The following is a 21,440-nucleotide window of genomic DNA, read 5'->3' as shown; positions in this document are numbered from 1 at the left end:
GTCATCCTCGGGCTTGACCCGAGGATCCACAATCTAACAGCGTGGAGCATTCAGACTTGTTTGAACGCCTTAGTGGTGGGTCCTCGGGTCAAGCCCGAGGATGACGGAGCAGGCGGTTTGCAGGGAGTTAAATTCAGCAATCTTTGCGATTATCGTTGCATCCTCACTCTCCCTCATGGTGAGCTTGTCGAACCACGAACCACGAACCACGAACCACGAATTCACTCACACTGCTTCAAGCTTGAAATGACGAAGGATTTCAAAGATTAACGCGGATTTACCCTGCTAATCGATTTGAATGGTGCAATGCAGCATTTTTTGATGGTGCTTGCCTTTTCTATCGAATAGACCTTCATCAGTGCTTTGCGGCACATGGACGGCGGCAGGGAGGCTGCAATGGTGAAGTGGGTCTACACATTCGGTGACGGCAAGGCGGAAGGCTCCGCCGGTGATCGCAATCTTCTTGGTGGCAAAGGTGCCAATCTGGCGGAGATGTGCGCGCTTGGTCTACCGGTCCCCCCTGGGTTTACTATTACGTCCGAGGTGTGCAGCTGGTTTTATGACAATGGCCGCCGCTATCCCGATACGCTTGAAGCCGATGTCAAAAAAGCGCTTGGCCACATTGCCAAGGTGACGGGTCGCGATTTCGGCGATAAAGCAAAACCTTTGCTCGTTTCAGTGCGCTCCGGCTCGCGCGCGTCCATGCCCGGCATGATGGATACGGTGCTCAATCTCGGCCTCAATGACGAGACGGTGGAAGCCATCGCCCGCGAATCCGGCGATCCGCGTTTTGCCTATGACAGCTATCGCCGTTTTATCCAGATGTATTCCGATGTGGTGATGGGGCTTGACCATTCTGTCTTTGAGGAAATCCTTGAGGATACCAAGGCCAATCTCGGCGTCGAGATCGATACGGCACTTACAGCCGATGACTGGAAGGGTGTTATCGATCTCTACAAAGCCAAAATCGAGGAAGAGCTGGAAGAACCATTCCCGCAGGACCCGGAAAAGCAGCTGTGGGGTGCTATCGGTGCCGTATTCTCCAGCTGGATGAATGCCCGCGCGATCACCTATCGCCGCCTGCACAATATCCCGGAAAGCTGGGGCACGGCGGTTAATATTCAGGCCATGGTGTTCGGCAATATGGGCGAGCGTTCGGCAACGGGCGTTGCCTTCACACGCAATCCGTCCACTGGCGAAAAGAAGCTCTATGGCGAGTTTCTGGTCAATGCGCAGGGCGAAGACGTGGTTGCGGGCATCAGGACGCCGCAAAATATCACCGAAGATGCGCGCATTGCGGCAGGTTCCGACAAGCCTTCACTGGAAAAGCTGATGCCGACTGCCTTCGCCGAATTCTGCGCCGTGTCGGACCGGCTGGAAAAGCACTATACCGACATGCAGGATCTCGAATTCACCATCGAGAACGGCAAGCTGTGGATGTTGCAGACGCGCTCGGGCAAGCGCACCGCCAAGGCGGCGCTTAAAATCGCGGTTGAAATGGCCAATGAAGGCCTGATCAGTCAGGCAGAGGCAGTGCTGCGCATTGATCCGGCGTCGCTGGATCAGCTTTTGCATCCGACCATCGACCCGTCAGCCAAGCGCAATGTCATCGGCAGCGGCCTTCCGGCCTCGCCGGGTGCGGCCACAGGCGAGATCGTGTTCTCGTCCGAGGATGCCGAACAGCTGAAATCCGAGGGACGCAAGGCCATTCTCGTGCGCATTGAAACCAGCCCGGAAGATATTCACGGCATGCACGCCGCCGAGGCTATCCTGACCACACGCGGCGGCATGACCAGCCATGCGGCTGTGGTGGCGCGTGGCATGGGCAAGCCCTGCGTTTCGGGTGCGGGCTCGCTTCGTGTCGACTATCGCAATGAAACGCTGCTCGCCGCCGGTGTCCTCCTGAAAAAGGGCGATATCATCACCATTGATGGCGGTATCGGACAGGTGCTCAAGGGCGCTGTGCCCATGCTGCAGCCCGAGTTTTCAGGCGATTTTGCCAAAATCATGGAATGGGCCGACCGCACGCGCCGCATGAAAGTGCGCGCCAACGCCGACACGCCGACCGATGCCCGTATGGCGCGGTCATTCGGTGCAGAAGGCATCGGCCTTTGCCGCACTGAACATATGTTCTTTGATGGCGACCGGATTCTTGCCATGCGCGAGATGATCCTTGCAGACAATGAAAAGGGGCGCCGCGCGGCACTCGACAAGCTGCTGCCGATGCAGCGCGCCGATTTCAAGGAACTTTTTGAAATCATGAACGGCTTGCCTGTTACCATACGCCTGCTTGATCCGCCGCTGCACGAATTCCTCCCGAAAACCGAGGAGGAAGTCGCCGATGTTGCGGCTGTCATGAAGATCAGCCCGCAAAAATTGCAGGAGCGAACCGACAGCCTGCATGAGTTCAATCCGATGCTCGGGCATCGCGGCTGCCGCCTTGCCATTTCCTATCCGGAAATTGCCGAAATGCAGGCGAGGGCAATCTTTGAAGCGGCCATACAGGCTGCCGAAGCCACCGGCGCGCCTATCGAGCCTGAAATCATGGTGCCACTGGTCGGCCTTCGTGCTGAACTTGATTTCGTCAAGGCCCGCATTGATGCGGTTGCTGCCGATGTGATGAAGGAAGCGGATATCAAGATCAACTATCTTGTCGGTACGATGATCGAGCTGCCGCGCGCCGCTGTTCGCGCCCATTCGATTGCCGAAGTGGCGGAGTTCTTCTCCTTCGGCACCAATGATCTGACGCAGACGACCTTCGGTATCTCGCGTGACGATGCCTCCTCCTATCTGATGACCTATCAGATGAAGGGCATTATCGAGCAGGACCCGTTCGTTTCCATCGATGTGGATGGCGTGGGCGAACTGGTGCGCATCGGCGTGGAAAAGGGCAGGGCAACCCGCCCGGATATCAAGCTTGGTATCTGCGGCGAACATGGCGGCGATCCGGCTTCCATTCACTTCTGTGAAGAGACGGGCCTCGATTATGTGTCCTGCTCGCCATTCCGTGTGCCGATTGCCCGTCTGGCCGCTGCACAGGCATCAGCGAAGAAAAAGTAGTGTTATTGGCCCCGCTCGTGGGGCCAATGCCGCATTTTGGACGCGATCTGCGCGTGTAGCTGCGCGAAATCCTCATTATTGGTAGATATTGTGCGCTCAGCTTCTGCAATCATCGCTGCTCTTCTTCTGGTCGCCCCTGCGGGTATTGCAACGGCCAAGGATCAGGCGTCGTTCGTCGAGCCAAAACTTTACATTGCCAAGGGAGGCTCTGCTTCGCCGCAGGTGGCTTTGACACTCGACGCCTGTTCGGGCCAGACGGACCTGCGCATCTTGAATACGCTGGTTGAAAACCGCATTCCGGCAACCATCTTTGTCACTGCCCGCTGGATGCGGCGCAATGCCGAGGCGCTTGCCGTCATGAAGGCGCACCCTGATCTGTTCGAGCTTGAAAACCATGGGCTGAACCATGTTCCAGCGATCGATAACCAGCCGACCATGTTCGGGCTGAAAACCGCCGGATCGGAAGCGGGTATCCGCAGCGAGATTCAGGGCGGCGTTGATGCCATGTCGAGGGCGTCGGTCGCCAAGCCGGTCTGGTATCGCGACGCGACGGCGCGTTACAGCGAAAACGGTATCCGTATCATCCACGACATGGGCTACCGCGTTGCCGGGTACTCGCTCAATGCCGATATGGGCGCTTCGCTGATGGCGGGGCAGGTGGAAAAGCGCATTTCCGCCGCCAAGGATGGTGATGTCATCATCGCCCACATCAACCAGCCCAGCCGTGTCGCCGGTGAAGGTGTTGCCAAGGGCGTTCTCGCCTTGCAGAAAAAAGGCTTCCGCTTTGTGCGCCTGCAGGATGTGACGGTGTCTGCCCAACCTGTTCATTCAGGGGTTTGAGCAGTTACAGCTGATTTGAGTATTGGTTGGTGCAGGTTGTGTGGCGCGTGAGCGTGGTTCGTGGTTCGACAAGCTCACCATGAGGGAGAGGGGTGATGAAGGGAGCAAGTTCTGCAACCCTCGTGATCCGCCATCTCTGCGGTTAGCCTTGCATCCTCACTCTGCCTCATGGTGAGCTTGTCGAACCACCAACCACGAACCACGAACTTGCACATAACCCCCGCAACAATTTTGATCTTACCCCGATCAAGGGCTGAAGATCAGCACGAGATAGACAAAGAAAATCATCAGATGCACAGCGCCCTCAAGAACGGTTGTGCGCAGACCTGAGAACGTCAGCGTGCTCAGGATCAGCGTGACCGCGAGCAGGGTCATCTCTGTCGAAGACAGGCCAAGAATGGCCGTTTGTCCGGTGAACAGGCTGATGGCGAGCACTGCCGGTACAGTAAGACCGACTGTCGAGGTGGCCGCACCGAGGCACAGATTGACGGCGCGTTGCAGCTCGTTGCTCGATACGGCGCGCAGCGCTGTAATGGCTTCCGGCGTGAAGACGATAGCAGCGATCAACAGACCGCCAAGCGCTGTTGGCGCGCCGAAGCTTTCAATGCCGTGATCAAGCAGCGAAGCCAGACTTTTCGACAGCAGCACAATCGGCAGAATGTTGAGGATAAGCAGCAGGGTGTGACGGCCAATAGCGCCAGCGGCAGGCTTGGCGTGTGGCGCTTCCGCCTCCGGTGCAACGGCGGGTAACACTTCATCACCCTTTGGATAGACAAAGAAGCTGCGATGCCGCCCGGTCTGCAAGACGAGGAAGATCACATAAAGCGCGATGGTGAAGATCGAGAAGAATACCGACTGGACCACGGTCAATGAACCATTGCTGGTCGAGGTTGTGAAGTTCGGCAGGATCAGCGGGATAACGGTCAGTGGAATGATGACGATGAGATAGGAAGCCGCACCTTGCAGATTATAACCCTGCTGGCCATGGCGCAGCCCGCCAATCAGCAGACCAAGCCCGACGACGCCGTTCAAAACGATCATCAGCACCGCAAACATCGTATCGCGCCCGAGCGTCGGCGCATCGGAACTCAACATGACAGCGCTGATCAGCACCACTTCGATGATAACAATAGAGAGTGTCAGAACCAGTGTCCCGAGCGGTTCGCCCAGCAATTCCGCCAGTTCCTCCGCCTCATGCACCACGCCAAAGGCGGACCAGATGATGACACCGAACAACCAGACAAACAGAAGTGACGCTTTCATCACCGAGCTTAGATCGGCCATCCAGCCATATCCGAAGATGAGAAAGACACCCACGGTTGCCCAAGCTATGATTAGTCTGATCCATCCGGATATCATCGGTCCTCCTTCATCTGGCTGAACTATCAATTCGTCTTGCCAAACCTATACAGGAAATTATCGATGATATCGCGATTTTCTCATGCTTATCAACGATTTCGCCGTCTCATCCAGTGCCGTGGCTGCATAATCACGCCCTTATGACGTATCGCTTGCTTGTGTCTGCGGCCCGCTCTGCCTAACTTGCACCTGACGAGGGACCTGCGGGTTCCCGCGATGGATTGCAAACACTCCAAGGAGAATGAAATGCAGCTTGGCATGATTGGGTTAGGGCGCATGGGCGCCAATATGGCGCAGCGCCTGATGAAGCGCGGCCACGCTCTCGTCGTCCACGATACCCGCGCCGAAAGCATGGCGGATCTGCAAAAGCAGGGCGCCACCGGAACTATTGTGCTTGAAGAGTTTGTCTCGCTGCTGGCCAAACCGCGCGCCATCTGGCTGATGCTGCCCGCTGCTGTCGTTGACAGCGTGATTGCCAAGCTCGTGCCGCTGCTCGACAAGGATGACATCATCATTGATGGCGGCAATTCCTATTATCATGATGATATCCGCCGGGCGGGCGAGTTGAAGGCCAAGGGTCTGCATTATGTCGATGTGGGCACCAGTGGCGGCATTTTCGGGCTTGAACGCGGCTATTGCCTGATGATCGGCGGCGAAAAGGATATCGTCCAGCATCTGTCACCGGTTTTTGCCTCGCTGGCACCGGGTGGTAATGATCCCGCCGCTCCCGTTGTAACCACGCCCGGCAAAAGCACGTCGGAGTTCGGCTTTCTTCACTGCGGCGCCAATGGTGCCGGGCACTTCGTCAAGATGGTGCATAACGGCATCGAATATGGGCTGATGGCGGCCTATGCGGAAGGTCTCAATATCCTGCGCAATGCGGATATCGGCCTGCGCAAGCATGAGGTCGATGCGGAAACGACACCGCTGCTGCACCCAGAACATTATCAGTACAGTTTCGATCTGCCGCAGATTGCCGAAGTCTGGCGGCGGGGCAGCGTGATCAGCTCATGGCTGCTTGATCTGACTGCTGACGCCTTGCACGATGACCCAACCTTGTCGAATTTCCAGGGCCGTGTTTCGGATTCCGGCGAAGGCCGCTGGACCGCAATCGCCGCTATTGACGAGGCCGTTCCGACCCCGGTTCTCAGCGCCGCATTGCAGGAGCGCTTCAGTTCACGCGGCAATGCCGATTTTGCCAATAAGGTGCTTTCGGCCATGCGCAGCGAATTCGGCGGACATGTCGAAAAGCCTGCACCCAAAGGCTAGCATTCACTACATTACGAAGGCGGCCCTAAAAAACGGGCCGCTTTCACTATACCGTCATATGCCAGTATCCATCATTCCATGCTTTTGCTTGATACGCGTCACCCGTTGAGACTCTAACTGGAGACGAGGAAATTCGTGCGCTTGCGGCCCAAGTCGCCGATTGCACTTTATTCAAATATCTAGTGTGTTTTGTAGCTGTATCGGTCCGGTATTCGGACAATGCGCTATCCTGTAAAACGCCTTTATATGTTGGATATTCTCCCTCCGTCATTGATCATTTCGGCGTAACACTTGATATGTTTTGTGTATTGCAGGATGTGTTTTGTGTTTTTATAAAGCAATCGATTTGCATCTGTTGGTTCCGAATTTTCTGGCCAGCGATGCAGTATCGGTCAGGTCATTTTGGAGATACTCATGACATCGAAACTCTTAGGTGGAGTCTTCGCGGCTATCGCAGTGATGGCGCTATCCATCTCATCCCATGCATTTGCCGCCGATAAGGAAGGTTGCAAGGATTTTCCGGGTATCAAGCGGTTCGAGGGTTCATCAATCGAGCTTTGCGATCATAGAAACTTCGCAGAATATACGTTGGCGACCGGAAAATGGACCAAGAATGAGGATGAGCCTGAAAAGTCAGATTTTGCCAGCAAGGAAGCGCTGGAAGGCCGCTTGACGCAGAATGTCTATTCCGTCCCCGCCGGGCCGTCGTCTGCCGAAGTGTTCCGCAATTATATGAATGATCTGCAATCTGCCGGTTACAAGGTATTGTTTCAGGCAAAGCAGGACGAAACATACAATCTTGAGAGCATTTTCGGCGAAAAAGGTCCCGGCGGTCAGCTGTTCGGCTATAGCCCTGACGAAGCCCGCTACGTGGCTGCCGTGAAGGAAGAGAACGGCGTCAAAACCTATATCGCTCTTTACGTCATCGAATTCGAAGGTGGTTATGTGCCTGAGTTCGAAGCCGTCAAAGGCCAGGTCTATGTGCGTCTTGACAGCCTTCAGGTTGGCGAACTGAAAAACCAGATGGTTCTGGTAACTGCATCGGAAATCACCAAGGCGCTCGATACCTCGGGCAAGGTGCTGCTTTACGGCATTCACTTTGACTTCAACAAAGCATCGATCAAGCCGGAATCACGCCCGAGCCTTGATGAAATCGGCAAGTTCCTGAAGGACAAGACTGACGAGAAGCTTTCTGTCGTTGGTTATACCGACAATATCGGCGGCGCGGATTTCAACATGCAATTGTCCAAGGCGCGCGCCGACGCGGTTGTCGCCGATCTGGTCAATACCTATGGTGTTTCGCAGAGCCGTCTCAAGGCAAGCGGTGAAGGCTTGCAGTCGCCGGTTGCATCGAATGACAATGAGGATGGACGGGCGAAGAACCGCCGCGTGGAACTCCATCGCCAGTAACATACGCTCATGGCGTACAATATCGGAAAAGGCGGCTCATCCAGCCGCCTTTTTCGCTTCTGTGACAAGTATCAGTTCGGCCGCACGCTTGCTTCGCGGTTGCAATCGCCGCCGCAGGCGTCAGGAGAAGCGAACTGCATGGTGAAAACCTGTCCACCTATGCCTTGGGCGAGGTCCGACGAGAATGTCAGTGGTGTGCAATCCTTGACGGCGGAGATTGCCGCGTCGATGAATGATTTGCGGGCTGTTGCGTCCTTGCCCGGAAAATCAATCGCAGCCGTTGTCGGCGGGCCGATCAGCGAGCCATCACGTTTGAAGCTGAAACGCAGTGTTACGGTTGATTTTTGCACACCCTGCGGCGCGGTCCAGCACGCCTGAAGCGCCTTGCCGACATCGTCCATGGTATTCAGCGGTCCGGCTACCGCATAGGGAGAGGTGAAAAGTGTAACGGCGAGTGCGAGGGATACGCGATTGAGAAGTTTTGTCATGATCCCAGTTGCTCCTTTTGAATGTCCAAAGATGGCGCACTTGAGTCCGCAAACAGAATAGCACCAAAACCGCTTTTGCGGGTGCCAAAATACCGTCGCAGGTGGGGACATTATCGGGACAATTCCCAGTATTTACTGGGTTTTCGCCATGCTCACACGAACATGTGATGGTGGGCCGCCATCTCAGGCAGTGCCCACCATCATTTTACTTGGAAAGAGGTCAGGCCGCCTTGATCGGGCGTGGTCCGACATAAAGCGATTGCGGGCGGATCAACCGGCCATGCTGGGTCTGCTCACGGGCATGGGCAATCCAGCCGCCAACCCGGCCCATGGCGAAGACGCTGGTGAAACTTTCTCTGGGAAAGCCAAGTGTTTCCAGAAGCAGCGCCGTATAGAACTCCACATTTGTCTTGAGCGGCCGATCCGGCTTGCGCCGCGCGAGAATGCGTAAGGCCGCCGCCTCGACGCTTTCGGCCAGCTTGAAGCGGCCAGCACCCTGATTATCCCCGGCAAGCCGCCGCAGCGCCTGCATCAGCGCATCGGCTCTGGGGTCGCGCACCCGGTAAATGCGATGGCCAAAACCCATCAGCCGCTCGCCATCATCCAGCGCCTTTTCCAGCCAGCTTTCCGCATTGTCAGGTGTGCCGATGGCATCCAACATATCGAGAACCGGTCCCGGTGCGCCGCCATGCAGCGGACCTTTGAGCGCTCCGAAGGCGGCAAGCACCGAGGAAACCAGCCCCGCATGGGTGGATGCGACAACGCGGGCAGCAAAGGTCGAGGCGTTCATGCCGTGGTCGCTGACAGTCACCAGATAGGTATCGAGAGCGGCGGCCTGCTGCGGCGATACGCTACGGCCATGCAGCATATGCAATATGTCGGCGGCATGGGCGAGTGAGGTATCGGGTGCAACCGGTGCTTGACCATTTTTCAGCCTGATCACCGCCGGTGTAAACACGGCGGGTGCCGCGATCAGGCGCAAGGCTGTGGCAAGGTCATCACCATCGGCAAACTGGGCGGTGAGGGCGCGCACGGCATCGGTGACAGGCAGTTTCAGCAAAGATGTTGTGGCGTCGGACACCGTGCGGAAAACCTCCTGCCGGGCGACACCGATTTTCTGCCGCAAACCATCAGCATCAAGCTTTTCAAAGGCATCCGACAAAAGCAGCGCCAGCAGTTCCTCATAGGTAACGACGCCGGCCAACTCGTCCAGCGATCGGCCGCGAATGATCAATATGCCCCCGATACCATCAACATCCGACAGCATGGTTTCCGTGGCGACAACATCATCAAGACCGTTTTTCATGGCAAACTCCAGTTTTTGTTTCCATGGCAAGATGGTGTGCGCTATGATTGACGTCAATCTTGACGTAAATAATCAATGTGAGATCAAATGGCTTGGTTGACGGCATCACAGGCATTGGCCGCCCTCGGGGTTCAGCCGCAAACCCTTTATGCCAATGTCAGCAGGGGGCGCATTCAGGCAAAGCCCGATCCGCAGGACCCGCGCCGTAGCCTTTATAAAAGTGAGGACGTGAAGCGCCTTGCCGGACGCAAGGCTGGCCGGCGCACGGTTGCCAATGTGGCCGCCGAGGCAATCGGCTGGGGCGATCCGGTCCTGCCATCAAGCGTCTCCACCATTGTTGATGGGCGTCTATGGTATCGCGGCAAGGATGCCGCCGAGCTGGCGGCAACATCGACGCTGGAGCAGATCGCGGCCTTGCTGTGGGAGGCAGAGCATATTTCGCTGGCTCCTCCTGCCGGGACCGTGCCGATCCCGGAGCAACCGCTGGAGGCAGCCTTGATCACGCTGGCGCGCCGCGCCGGAACGGACTTGCCTGCCTATGGTCGCTCCCGCGCCGTACTCGTGGTCGAGGCGACCACCATCTTCGGCGAAGTTGTTTCCGCCATGCTGGGCGCTGACAGGGCTGATGCAAGCCACGTTCACACGCGTCTGGCCCGCGTCTGGACGGCACCGCAGGCGGAGGATTGCATCCGGCGGGCACTGGTTCTGCTTGCTGATCACGAACTCAATGCGTCAACCTTTGCTGCGCGGGTCGCTGCGTCCACCGGTGCGCCACTGGCCGCAAGCATGCTCGCTGGCCTTGCCACACTGACCGGACCGTTGCATGGGGAAGCCTATCTCAGTGTCCAGGCACTGGCCCGGACGGCGCAGACCAGCGGTGCAGATTTTGCGATCCGGGATTTGCTGGCTCAGGGCAGGGCCGTTCCCGCGTTTGGACATCCGCTCTATCCAAATGGTGATCTGCGCGCCAAAGCATTGCTGGCCCAGTTCAAGCCGGGAGATGTTTATCAGGAGATTGGCGAGATGACGCAGATGTTGACGGGCGAATACCCCAATATCGATTTCGCCCTTGCGGCGATGACCGACGCTTTTGATTTGCCACCGTCAGCGCCGGTCATACTCTTCGCCATTGCCCGGTCTGTCGGCTGGATCGCCCATATTTTCGAACAGCAATCGATGAACCAGCTGATCCGCCCCCGTGCCCGTTACACAGGTCCGCCATTGACCATGTCCTGATAAGGTTCACCCTATATGGAAAGCTTCATGCCTTCGTGGCTCGCAACAAATCCGAGCGCTTCATAAAACCGCGCCGCATCGGGGCGGGTCTTGTCGGTGGTCAATTGTACCAGCCCGCAACCACGCGCCCGGCAGGCCTCAATCGCCCATTCGAACATGCGCCGACCAAGGCCACCGCGCCGGTGGGTCTCGGCAATCCGCACGCTTTCGATCTGCCCGCGCCACATGCCGGTGCGCGACAGGCCGGGAATAAAGGTGATCTGGGCACAGCCGATAACGCTGTTGTTTTCATCCGCAACAATCAGCAGCTGGTTCGGATCATTGTCGATGGCTGCAAAGGCCGCGAGATAGTGGGTATCAATGGGATCAGAGATGATCTCGCGTTGTTTGCCCAAGGGATCTTCAGCAAGCATGGCGATAATCGCCGGAAGATCGGTGGCGTTGGCCTGGCGGATGAGGGGGGTGGTCAAAGGTGGTCTCCCAAGTCTTAGATTCGGAGCAGGATACTGCCAAGATGGATTGCAAAACCAGTATGCGTTATTCGACAAAGCAACCATGAGGGGGCTGCAAGATAATCGGAAACGTTGCAGAACTTGGCTCTGCGTACCCCCACCGTCATCCTCGGGCTTGACCCGAGGACCCATAACTTAAAAGCACTGTATATCCGGATTCATCTGATCTCCTTAGCCATGGGTCCTCGGGTCAAGCCCGAGGATGACGGTGGGGTGGGTTATGAAGAGCCAAGTTCTGCAATCTTTGCGATATGCACCCTTTGGCATAAGCAACCTTTGTGATCTGTAATCTCTGCGATTAGCATTGCATCCTCACTCTCCCTCATGGTGAGCTTGTCGAACCACGAACCACGAACCACCTCCACGCACACTGATTTTGCGTCAAACTTTAGTCTGACGTCATCAAAACTTCACACAACAGTCAAACGGCAGAGATGCACGGCACCTAATCCTTCAGGCTCGACCCACGAACTCGAACCTCTGGTGATCCCATGCGACCAATATTTGCCGCTCTGCTCTGTGCTTCCTTTCTGGTTCCGGCCTCAGCCTTTGCTGCCGATCAGGAATTCAAGGCGAAACTCGTCTCCCATGCCATTCTGCCCGCCAACACAATTATCAAAGCGCCTGAAAATGCCCCCGAACATTTAAAGACTGCGGGCAAATTCACCACGGCAGACCGCAAGCGTGCGGAAGGTCTGGGCACTGTTCCGGGCAAGGATGGTGTGCGGTTGACTGGCCTCAGCCTGCCATTCGACGGTCAGGCAGTTCAAGGCTTTTCCGGCATCAAGGCTGTTGGCGATGGTACCTACTGGTCGCTATCCGATAATGGTTTCGGCACCAAGCTCAATTCACCCGACGCCATGCTGATGCTGCATCACATTGCTTTTGATTGGGACAAGGGCACAGTTGACCGCAAGGAAACCGTTTTCCTGCGCGATCCGGACAAGAAAGTACCATTCCCGATTGTCATGGAAGGCAGTGATACCCGATATCTGACCGGCAGCGATCTTGATGTGGAATCAATCCAGCCTGTTGCCGATGGTTTCTGGATCGGTGAAGAATTTGGTCCCTATCTCGTCAAGGTAACGCGCGATGGCAAGGTCACGGACGTCATTGCAACCAAGGTTGGCGACCGCGCCGTCCGCTCGCCTGACAATCCCGCGATCACGCTGCCAGCCAACCCAACGCTGAAAAATCCTGCTTTCAACCTCAAGCGCTCCGGCGGCTTTGAAGGTCTGGCCCAGTCGAAAGACGGCAAGAAGCTTTATGCTCTGCTTGAAGGCCCGCTGTTTGGTGATGATGGCGTCGTTGAAAAGGTCGATGGTCAGCCAGCCCTGCGCGTCATCGAGTTCGATATCGCGTCAAAGAACTGGACCGGTCGCAGCTGGCTTTATCCGCTGGCACAGGGCGGCGAGGCAATCGGCGACTTCAACATGATCGATGATACGACGGCGCTGGTGATTGAACGCGACAATGGCGCGGGCACTGCCGCCAAGGCCTGTGCTGATCCGAAGACGCCAAAGCCCGATTGCTTTGATGTGCCATCCAAGGTCAAGCGCATCTACAAGATCGAAATGACCGATCAGAATGTCGGCGCTGCCGTGCGCAAGATTGGCTATATCGACCTTCTGAACATTGCTGATCCTGACAAGAAGAAGCGTCAGGGCGGCGGCGAAGGCTTTTATGATATGCCGTTCGTCACCATCGAAAATGTCGATGTGGTTGATGCCACCCACATCATCGTTGGCAATGACAACAATTTGCCATTCTCCGCGGGGCGCGCTGTCGACAAAGCTGACGACAATGAATTCGTGATCCTTGAAGTCGGTGACTTTCTGAAGGCTCGCTAAAAACAATCCGGGGCGGTGAAAACCGCCCCGAACCTCTCATGCCTCTGCTTTAAACCGCGCGCAGATTGTTTTTCGAAACGTGCTCTTCTGTGTCGGCCAAAGCCAGTTCGAAGCGGTTGAAGAGTTCGTTCAATTCGGCTTCCGTGATGATCATGGGCGGGCAGAAGGCGATGGAATCGCCGATGGCCCGCAATACCGCGCCATGACTTTCAAGGAAACGCGCAAGCTGCGCGCCGACGCCATGTGCCGGATCGAATGAACGCTTGGTCGCCTTGTCGGCCACCAGTTCGACAGCGCCCATCAGGCCGGAATTGCGCACTTCACCAACCAGCGGATGGTCGATGAGCTTTTTCAGCCGCGCTTCGAAGGTGGGCGTCAGACCACGCACATAATCGACGATGTTGCGGCGCTGGTAGATCTCGATGGCCTTGACACCGAGCGCACAACCAAGCGGATGGCCGCCATAGGTGAAGCCATGGCCGAATGTGCCAATCTGGGCGCTGTGATCCACATAGGCCTGATAGACGTCTTCAGGAACCAGAACGGCACCGAGCGGCGCATAGGCCGAGGTCAGCTGTTTGGCCGCTGAAATGGTTGTTGGTGTCATACCCACGGCCTGACTGCCCCACCAATGGCCGGTACGGCCAAAGCCGTTGATGACCTCATCGGAAATGATCATGATATCGTGCTCGCGCAGGATTGGCTCGATGGCGGCGAAATAGCCCGATGGCGGCACCAGCACACCGCCCGCACCCATGACAGGCTCGGCGATGAACGCGGCAATCGTGTCAGGGCCTTCGCGCTCGATCATATCACGCAGCGAATCGGCAAGGCGGGAGACGAATTCCGCTTCGCTTTCGCCTTCCTGACCGAACCGGTAATAATGCGGGCAATCCGCGTGCAGGATGCCTGCCACCGGCAGATCCCAGCCCTTGTGGTTATAGGGCAGGCCGGTCAATGAGGCGGCCATGATGGTCACGCCATGATAGGCTTTGACGCGTGAGATGATCTTTTTCTTGTTCGGACGGCCCAGCGCATTGTTGTAGTACCAGGCGAGCTTGACCTGCGTGTCATTGGCTTCCGAACCTGACGAGGTGTAAAAAACCTTGGAAATTGGAACCGGCGCGATTTCCTTGAGCTTTTCCGCCAGTTCAATGGCGGGCTCCATGCCCTTGCCGCCAAACAGGTGATAATAGGGCAGGGTGCGCAACTGCGCGGTTGCCGCTTCGATCATTTCCTCATCGCCGAAGCCAAGACCGGCGCACCACAGGCCCGACATGCCCTCGATATATTCCTTGCCCTGCGTGTCATAAATATAGACACCCTTGCCGTGGCCCATCACCACCGGACCCTGATCCTTCAGCTTGTGAAGGGGCGTATAGGGATGCAGGATCGAATCGATATCGCGCTGCTGGACATTCGTAAGGGGGCGGCTGCTCGCCATTTTTCAACTCCGTTTGATAGGGATATGGCGAGCTTAGACACAGAGCAGGCAAAGAGCAAAGCGGCTTGAAAAGAAAACGCAAAATGCGCGATTATTCCGGGCGCAGGCCCTTCATCACGGCGGCATAATCCTTGCCAAGCCGGGTGAGCAGCGTGTTTTCGTCATCCTCGGCTGAAACCGTCAGGCTGGTCCCATCATTGCCGAGCATGACATAGACGATCTGGTCGACAGCACCGTCGGATACGGAAATGGCGGCAATGCGCTGCTGGTCGCCGTCCTCAGGTGCCCGGATATTGAAAAGCACTTCGCCGCTCACCAGCGCCGCAGCCTTCTGCAAGGCGCCTTCGAACCCGTCGGCAACCATATCCTGTGCGCCAAGCGCCAGTTCAATTTCGACAACTTCAAGCGAAACCGCTTTGCCAGCCTCAGGCATTTTGTTCGGCCTCGTCATTTGGTTGTAAAAGCGATTTGTTACCCGCCTTCTGTTTCCTGCCCTGAATCACAAGAGCGATGATGTCAGCTATGTGACAGTCGATCTACTCATAAAGTGTAAACGGTTGAGATGGTCCGATGGGTTCGTGGTTCGACAAGCTCACCATGAGGGGCATGGGTGGATGCAACGCTAATCACCAATGTTGCAGAACTTGGCTCCCTGCCATCACCCATCTCCCTCATGGTGAGCTTGTCGAACCACGAACCACCGCTCTTGCAGCTTATAAATGATACGGTTGGCCCTTGGTTTGGAGAGAGAAGGCAACGGCATACCTATCGTACCCGGCTCGGCAGGCTTGTCTCATGGCGAATTTGCGATTAGCTGTTTGCACCAGCCACTGACCAGCAATGCCAGGATTCAATGCGACACCACATTCGACGCCGCCAATCGATTTCCGCCAAATGGTCGGTGCGGATCGCGTTTCTGTCGGCGATCCTGTTTGTCCTGTCGGCGCTCGGACACCGGTTTGAGCGGATCGAGACGCCGGAGTTTCTCTGGCTGCTCGCCATTGTTGCCGGGCTGGCGCTTCTGGCTCTTCTTCTGAGCATCAAGGGTTTCACCAGCCTGTGGCGACGTGGTGATCGGGGTGGCCCGTCGGCTTTTTGGGGCGCAGTGATCGCGCTTATCGTGCTTGGGCCGTTCATCACGACGGTCTATCAGGCAATGACCTTGCCAGCGATTTATGATGTTTCCACCGATCTGACTGACCCGCCTGCTTTGTTTGCCCTTGCCGGTCAGAGGACGGACCGGATGAACCCGCTGGTCAATGATCCGCACAGCCGCGCATTGCAGGCCAGTGCCTATCCCGGCGTGACGGGTCGCCGTTATGAGGGCTCGCCGGATCGCATTCTGGATGCCGTGGTGTCGGTTATTGCCGATGATGGCTGGACCATCACCGAGCAAAAGGGCGTGCCCGGCGATGATGAGGAAATTCTGGTTGAAATCGTGGCCCGAACCTGGCTGCTCGGTTTCACCAGCGATGTGGTGATCCGTTTGAGCGATGAGGGCGAAACCACCTATGTCGATATGCGTTCCGTTTCACGCTATGGCATTCACGACCTAGGCGAGAATGCCGACCGCATCATGCAGTTCATGACGGCGCTCGACACGCAGATCCAGAGCGCTCAGCCTGAGGAAGACACCACTCAGCCCGCCCAGTAGACACCATCGATGGAAGGGTTGCCTTCCGTGTGAACTTTGCCGCGCGCAACAAGATCTTCAAGATGGGCGAGCACCGAAAGCCCGGCAGCACCGTGCAGACGCGGATCGGTTTCCCGGTAGATCACCTTGACCATCGCGGCGATGGTGCGGTCGCCCTGCTTGACCCGTTCAAGAACCGCCCGTTCGCGCATCTTGCGATGGGCTTTCAGGCCGCGCACAAACGTTTTTGGTTTGGTCACAGCGCCGCCATGACCGGGCAGATAAACCCGGTCATGCCGCTCCAGCAGCCGGTCGAGCGAAGCCATATAATCCGACATCGAGCCATCAGGCGGCGCGACGATTGACGTGGCCCACGCCATCACATGGTCGGCAGAAAACAGAATATCCGTTCCCACCAGCCCGAAAACCACATGGTTTGCCGTGTGGCCGGGTGTATGAATGGTTTGCAAGGCCCAGCCATCGCCCTCAATGATGGAATTATCCGCAGCCACGATGTCAGGCACAAAATCATAATCACCGCTGGCATCAAGCAGATTGACTTCGCCGGTATAAAGGGCACGGGCAGGGCGGTGCGGCCCTTCGGCGACCAGCTTGGCACCAAGTTCATCTTTCAACACCGTGGCGAGCGGCGAATGATCCCGGTGCGTATGGCTGACAAAAATATGGCTGACCGGCCGCCCGTCTATCGCCCGCAGCAATGTGGCATGATGCGCGTCATCAATCGGACCGGGATCGATCAGCGCCAGCGTATTGCTGCCGATCAGATAGCTATTGGTGCCATAAAAGGTGAAGGGGCTCGGATTATTGACCGTGATACGTTTGATATCAGGCGCAATCTCAACCGCTTCGCCATAATGCGGCGCAAAAGAACTGTCGAAAACGAGGGACATGGGGTTATGCAGGCCTTTATGGGACTTCAGATGTATTGCGAAGCGGCGTCATCCCCAATATACCCTTTTCAACGCGTGGTGAAAGCCGATCCGGAGGATAGAAAATGATAACTGCCCAGACCCGTTCCCTTGCCGAAACATTTCAGCCGGAAGGCCAGCTTGCCAAAGCCGTATGGTTTGTCTCGCTTGCCCTCATTGGCACGGCGCTGATGACCCTTGCTGCCAAGATCAAGATTGACATGGTTTTCGTCAATGTGAGCATGCAGACCTTTGCCGTTTTCGCCATTTCCGCAGCTTTCGGCTCACGTCTGGCTGTCGCCACCATGGCGCTTTATCTGCTGGAGGGCGCGCTCGGCATGCCTGTGTTCACCGGAACGCCGGAAAAGGGCATTGGCCTTGCCTATATGGTCAGCACCACAGGTGGATATCTCATCTCCTATCTCGCGGCAGCCTGGGTTGTTGGCCGTGCCGCTGACAAGGGTTTTGCCCGCAACCCTGTTGTTATGGGCGTTGCCATGCTGGCCGGTGAAGCGATCATCTTGAGCCTCGGCTTCCTCTGGTTGGCCTACCTGCTCGGCTTCGAAAAGGCTTTTGCCTTTGGTGTTGGCCCGTTCATCGTTGCCGATATCCTGAAGGTTGCTCTGGCCGCAGCCATCGTTCCGGCAGTCGGTTCGCTTCTCAAGCGTCGCTGATTTTATATTTGGCACCCCCTCTGTCCTGTCGGACTACCGGGGCGAGCCACGGGTTTAGCCCGTCCTTCGGCCCCCCCATAAGGGGGCACATTGGCATCAACGCCTTTGCACAACCGGAACAATTTGAGATTGTGCAAAGGCGGTATTGAAGGCTGATCTCACCCCTTGTGGGGGCTGCACCATACCCTGCCATATTGTGGAGGCGCATTCCTTGTCAGACTACCCCCGCGATCTGATTGGCTTTGGCCGTTCTACACCCGACCCAAAATGGCCTGTCAATGCCCGGATCGCCGTGCAATTCGTGATCAATTACGAGGAGGGCGGTGAGAGCTGCATTCTCGATAATGATCCGGCATCGGAAAATCTGCTCTCGGAGATTGTTGGCGCGGCGGCATGGCCCGGCCAGCGCAATCTCAACATGGAATCCATTTATGAATATGGCTCGCGCGCCGGTTTCTGGCGGCTATGGCGTATTTTCACCCGCCGGAACCTGCCGGTCACGGTTTACGGTGTGACACTGGCCATGGCGCGCAACCCCGAAGCGGTTGCTGCGATGAAAGAGGCCGATTGGGAAATCGCCAGCCACGGCTTGCGCTGGCTGGAATACAAGGATTTCCCGGAGGAGATCGAACGCCAGCATATTCTCGAGGCTGTCCGGCTGCATATGGAAATCACCGGCTCGCGTCCGCTTGGTATCTATCAGGGCAAGCCGTCGGACAATACGCTGAAGATCGTCATGGAAGAGGGTGGTTTCGTCTATTCCGCCGACAGCTATGCGGATGAGCTGCCCTATTGGGTCAAAGGCCCGAAGGGGCCCCACCTGATCGTGCCCTATACGCTTGACGCCAACGATATGCGGTTTGCCACGCCGCAGGGCTTCAACACTGGCGACCAGTTTTTCACCTATTTAAAAGATACGTTCGATGTGCTCTATCGCGAAGGGCAGGAGGGCGCGGCAAAGATGATGTCCATCGGCCTGCATTGCCGCCTTGTCGGGCGTCCGGGACGCGCGGCAGCGCTGGAGCGGTTTCTTGATTATGTGCAGGGGCATGAGGGCGCGTGGGTGACGCGGCGCATCGATATTGCGCGCCATTGGCATGAAAACCACCATCCGGACAATGCCGCATGACCATCATTCCGGTTGTCGTTCAGCCGCTGACACCTGCGGCGTTCAAACCCTTTGGCGATGTCATCGAAACGGATGGCGCGGAGATGCGCCTCATCAACAATGGCACAACACAAAGATTTCATGATCTCGCCAACGTGAATGTGACGGGCGAAGACGCGCGCGTTCTCATCAATATTTTTCGCGGGCAGGCATTCGCGCCGCCCATCGATATCATGATGCTCGAACGCCATCCGCTGGGCAGTCAGGCATTTTATCCCCTGCAAAACAGGCCGTTTCTGCTTGTCGTGGCCGAGGATGATGCAGGCCGTCCCGGTGTGCCGGTGGCGTTTTTGGCGGGAGGGGATCAGGGCGTCAATTACAGCCGCAATGTCTGGCACCACCCGCTGATTTCACTCGAAGATGTGTCGGATTTTCTTGTGGTCGATCGCGGTGGCGCGGGGGATAATCTGGAAGAGTATTTCTTCGAGGGTGTGGTTTACCGGGTAGAGGCGGTCTGACTATGTACTAGCTTTCCGTCTTTTGACACACTCCTCTTTCCGTCATCCTCGGGCTTGACCCGAGGACCCATGGCAAAGTTGGCAGAAGTTCTGTTGCAACGTTAATGCTTCTTGGCTGTAGGTCCTCGGGTCAAGCCCGAGGATGACGGAGGAAGTGAGGGAGGTGAGGGAAGTCAGGGAAGCGAGAACCAACCTGCCACCCCCTGTTGTATGCCCCTTGACGGCTTAGCGTTGCCGGATGAAGCTGCGTGTCATGTCTCATACGATCAAATTTTTTCTCAATGGTCAAAAACAGGAAGCCTCTGTCCGGCCTGATATGACAGTGCTTGACTGGCTGCGCAGTGCGCCGCGCCTGACGGGAACCAAGGAAGGTTGCGCTGAAGGCGATTGCGGTGCCTGTTCGGTGCTTATTGGCGATCCCCGTGGTGATTCGGTGCAATACCATGCCGCCAATAGCTGCATTCTGGCCATGGGCCAGATTGATGGTCGTTCGCTGGTGACGGTCGAGGGCCTCAAAACCGAGGTGCTGCATCCGGTACAGGCGGCGATGGCCGAAAATGGTTCGTCGCAATGCGGTTTCTGTACGCCCGGCATTGTCATTTCGCTGGCGGGTCTTGCCGCCAACAATGCCACGCCTGACGACCACGATATTCACGATGCGCTGGCGGGTAATCTTTGCCGTTGCACGGGCTACCGGCCCATTGTCGAGGCCGCGCGCAAGGTTGCGAGCGCGGGTGGTGCTGGTATTGCCGGACCGCTGGTTACGGCATTTGCAGAGATAGAGCCGCAAGCGGCCATATCTGCAGATGGGTCGACTTTCCATCAGCCGCAAACGCTGGCGGAGCTTTTGCAGTTGCGCAAGGAAAAGCCCGATGCCCTGCTTCTGGGCGGCGGTACTGATCTTGGCGTTGCGCTGGCCGATTATCATTCCGATTGGGACGAGGTGATCTCGCTGGCGCATGTGCGCGAAATGCGTGCTATCGGCGAATCCGACAATCATTTGAGCTTTGGCGGTGCCGTGACGTGGGAAGAGGTGCTGGCGCGTGTTGCCGGTTCTTATCCGTCCTTTGCCACGCTCATTCGCCGTTTTGGCTCCACCCAGATACGCTCCATGGGCACCATTGGGGGCAATATTGGTACTGCGAGCCCGATTGGCGATGGTCCGCCCGCATTGATTGCCCTGGGCGCGGATGTGGAACTGGCCTCGCTGAATGGCCGAAGGTTCATGGCGCTTGAGGATTTTTTCCTCGACTATCGCAAGACGGAACTGCGCGCAGACGAGGTGATAGCATCGGTTTCTATTCCCAAGCCAAAACCGGGACAGGAATTCCGCGTTTACAAGATTTCCAAACGCTATGACCAGGACATCTCGACCGTTTGCGGGGCGTTTTCCATCACCCGCGAGGATGGTCAGGTCCGCAATGCGCGCATTGCCTTTGGCGGCATGGCGGCAATACCGCGCCGGGCTGTGGAAGCCGAGCGGGCGCTTGTCGGGACAGAGTTCGATGCGAAGGCGGTTGAAGCGTGTGCGGTGGCAGTCATGGCTTCGTTCAAACCGCTGAGCGACTGGCGCGGAACGGCTGAGTATCGCCTGCAGGTGGCCGGCAATCTGGTTGAGCGTTTCTGGCGGGATGTATCCGGCGAGACTGTTGAGGTGATGGCGCTATGATGGGATATCTGGGTATCACCCCCCTCTGTCCTGTCGGACTCCGGGGCGAGCCACGGGTCTCGCCCGTCCTTCGGACCCCCCACAAGGGGGGAGATCACATTGACATGAACGCCTTGCACAACCGGAATCGTTGCA

18 protein-coding genes are annotated in these 21,440 nt (G+C 56.9%); 11 read left to right on the top strand and 7 right to left on the bottom strand.

Features of this window, described 5'->3' with window-relative positions:
• Positions 1-396 precede the first annotated feature (396 nt).
• Together ppdK and FHW17_RS11530 are read left to right on the top strand one after the other, a co-directional pair.
• Positions 397-3,060: a pyruvate, phosphate dikinase gene (ppdK, locus tag FHW17_RS11535; protein WP_182509894.1), complete on the top strand. Its 2,664-nt coding sequence runs from the start codon at positions 397-399 to the stop codon at positions 3,058-3,060.
• A gap of 126 nt (positions 3,061-3,186) precedes the next feature.
• The gene (locus tag FHW17_RS11530) at positions 3,187-3,900 is read left to right on the top strand and encodes a polysaccharide deacetylase family protein (protein ID WP_227988183.1); all 714 of its coding nucleotides are present in this window, start codon (positions 3,187-3,189) and stop codon (positions 3,898-3,900) included.
• 246 nt (positions 3,901-4,146) lie between these two features.
• Here the strand turns inward: FHW17_RS11530 and FHW17_RS11525 are convergent, their stop codons facing one another.
• Positions 4,147-5,184: a calcium:proton antiporter gene (locus tag FHW17_RS11525; protein WP_227987091.1), complete on the bottom strand. Its 1,038-nt coding sequence runs from the start codon at positions 5,182-5,184 to the stop codon at positions 4,147-4,149.
• 321 nt (positions 5,185-5,505) lie between these two features.
• Between FHW17_RS11525 and gnd the strand changes: the two genes are divergently transcribed.
• A complete protein-coding gene (gene gnd, locus FHW17_RS11520; RefSeq protein WP_112527594.1) occupies positions 5,506-6,528 on the top strand; it encodes a phosphogluconate dehydrogenase (NAD(+)-dependent, decarboxylating) in 1,023 nt (340 codons plus the stop codon).
• A gap of 414 nt (positions 6,529-6,942) precedes the next feature.
• Entirely contained in the window at positions 6,943-7,938 is a 996-nt protein-coding gene (locus FHW17_RS11515) for an OmpA family protein (protein WP_112527596.1), read from the top strand.
• Positions 7,939-8,009: 71 nt separating this feature from the next.
• On the opposite strand, the gene FHW17_RS11510 is transcribed toward FHW17_RS11515, so the two are convergent.
• Together FHW17_RS11510 and FHW17_RS11505 are read right to left on the bottom strand one after the other, a co-directional pair.
• Positions 8,010-8,426: a hypothetical protein gene (locus tag FHW17_RS11510; protein WP_348643726.1), complete on the bottom strand. Its 417-nt coding sequence runs from the start codon at positions 8,424-8,426 to the stop codon at positions 8,010-8,012.
• A 220-nt stretch (positions 8,427-8,646) separates the two neighbouring features.
• A complete protein-coding gene (locus FHW17_RS11505; RefSeq protein ID WP_112527598.1) occupies positions 8,647-9,732 on the bottom strand; it encodes a citrate synthase/methylcitrate synthase in 1,086 nt (361 codons plus the stop codon).
• Between the two features lie 87 nt (positions 9,733-9,819).
• Here FHW17_RS11505 and FHW17_RS11500 point away from each other — a divergent pair, with 87 nt between their 5' ends.
• Positions 9,820-10,968 (top strand): citrate synthase, encoded by a 1,149-nt coding sequence (locus FHW17_RS11500; RefSeq protein WP_112527600.1) that lies wholly within the window; start codon positions 9,820-9,822, stop codon positions 10,966-10,968.
• Between the two features lie 11 nt (positions 10,969-10,979).
• Here the strand turns inward: FHW17_RS11500 and FHW17_RS11495 are convergent, their stop codons facing one another.
• Entirely contained in the window at positions 10,980-11,381 is a 402-nt protein-coding gene (locus FHW17_RS11495) for a GNAT family N-acetyltransferase (protein ID WP_246706813.1), read from the bottom strand.
• 590 nt (positions 11,382-11,971) lie between these two features.
• On the opposite strand from FHW17_RS11495, the gene FHW17_RS11490 reads away from it, so the two are divergent.
• Positions 11,972-13,330: an esterase-like activity of phytase family protein gene (locus tag FHW17_RS11490; RefSeq protein ID WP_182509892.1), complete on the top strand. Its 1,359-nt coding sequence runs from the start codon at positions 11,972-11,974 to the stop codon at positions 13,328-13,330.
• 49 nt (positions 13,331-13,379) lie between these two features.
• Here FHW17_RS11490 and FHW17_RS11485 read toward each other — a convergent pair whose 3' ends face one another.
• On the bottom strand, positions 13,380-14,774 hold the full coding sequence (locus tag FHW17_RS11485; RefSeq protein ID WP_182509891.1) for an aminotransferase: 1,395 nt from the start codon (positions 14,772-14,774) through the stop codon (positions 13,380-13,382).
• A gap of 91 nt (positions 14,775-14,865) precedes the next feature.
• Positions 14,866-15,207, bottom strand: coding sequence for a hypothetical protein (locus FHW17_RS11480; RefSeq protein ID WP_227987085.1), 342 nt, complete (start codon positions 15,205-15,207; stop codon positions 14,866-14,868).
• Between the two features lie 420 nt (positions 15,208-15,627).
• Here FHW17_RS11480 and FHW17_RS11475 point away from each other — a divergent pair, with 420 nt between their 5' ends.
• Positions 15,628-16,428: a DUF1499 domain-containing protein gene (locus FHW17_RS11475; protein ID WP_210275864.1), complete on the top strand. Its 801-nt coding sequence runs from the start codon at positions 15,628-15,630 to the stop codon at positions 16,426-16,428.
• Here FHW17_RS11475 and FHW17_RS11470 read toward each other — a convergent pair.
• Positions 16,413-17,318 carry an MBL fold metallo-hydrolase gene (locus FHW17_RS11470; RefSeq protein ID WP_182509890.1) on the bottom strand — a complete coding sequence of 302 codons (906 nt, stop codon included), beginning with the start codon at positions 17,316-17,318 and terminating at the stop codon, positions 16,413-16,415. The genes FHW17_RS11475 and FHW17_RS11470 overlap by 16 nt on opposite strands.
• 104 nt (positions 17,319-17,422) lie before the next feature.
• On the opposite strand from FHW17_RS11470, the gene FHW17_RS11465 reads away from it, so the two are divergent.
• From FHW17_RS11465 to xdhA, 4 genes are all read left to right on the top strand, one after another.
• The gene (locus FHW17_RS11465; protein ID WP_112527610.1) at positions 17,423-18,010 is read left to right on the top strand and encodes a biotin transporter BioY; all 588 of its coding nucleotides are present in this window, start codon (positions 17,423-17,425) and stop codon (positions 18,008-18,010) included.
• 211 nt (positions 18,011-18,221) lie between these two features.
• Positions 18,222-19,139, top strand: a complete 918-nt coding sequence (puuE, locus tag FHW17_RS11460; protein WP_182509889.1) for an allantoinase PuuE — start codon at positions 18,222-18,224, stop codon at positions 19,137-19,139.
• Positions 19,136-19,636, top strand: coding sequence for an ureidoglycolate lyase (locus FHW17_RS11455; RefSeq protein WP_112527614.1), 501 nt, complete (start codon positions 19,136-19,138; stop codon positions 19,634-19,636). Before puuE ends, FHW17_RS11455 begins: the two co-directional genes overlap by 4 nt.
• 253 nt (positions 19,637-19,889) lie before the next feature.
• Entirely contained in the window at positions 19,890-21,305 is a 1,416-nt protein-coding gene (gene xdhA / locus FHW17_RS11450; RefSeq protein ID WP_113097458.1) for a xanthine dehydrogenase small subunit, read from the top strand.
• Positions 21,306-21,440 lie beyond the last annotated feature (135 nt).

The sequence above is a fragment of the Phyllobacterium sp. P30BS-XVII genome (assembly GCF_014138335.1).
Lineage (GTDB): Bacteria > Pseudomonadota > Alphaproteobacteria > Rhizobiales > Rhizobiaceae > Phyllobacterium > Phyllobacterium meliloti.
The sequence above is the reverse complement of the archived record's forward strand: the minus strand, read 5'-3'. Positions and strand labels throughout refer to the sequence as shown.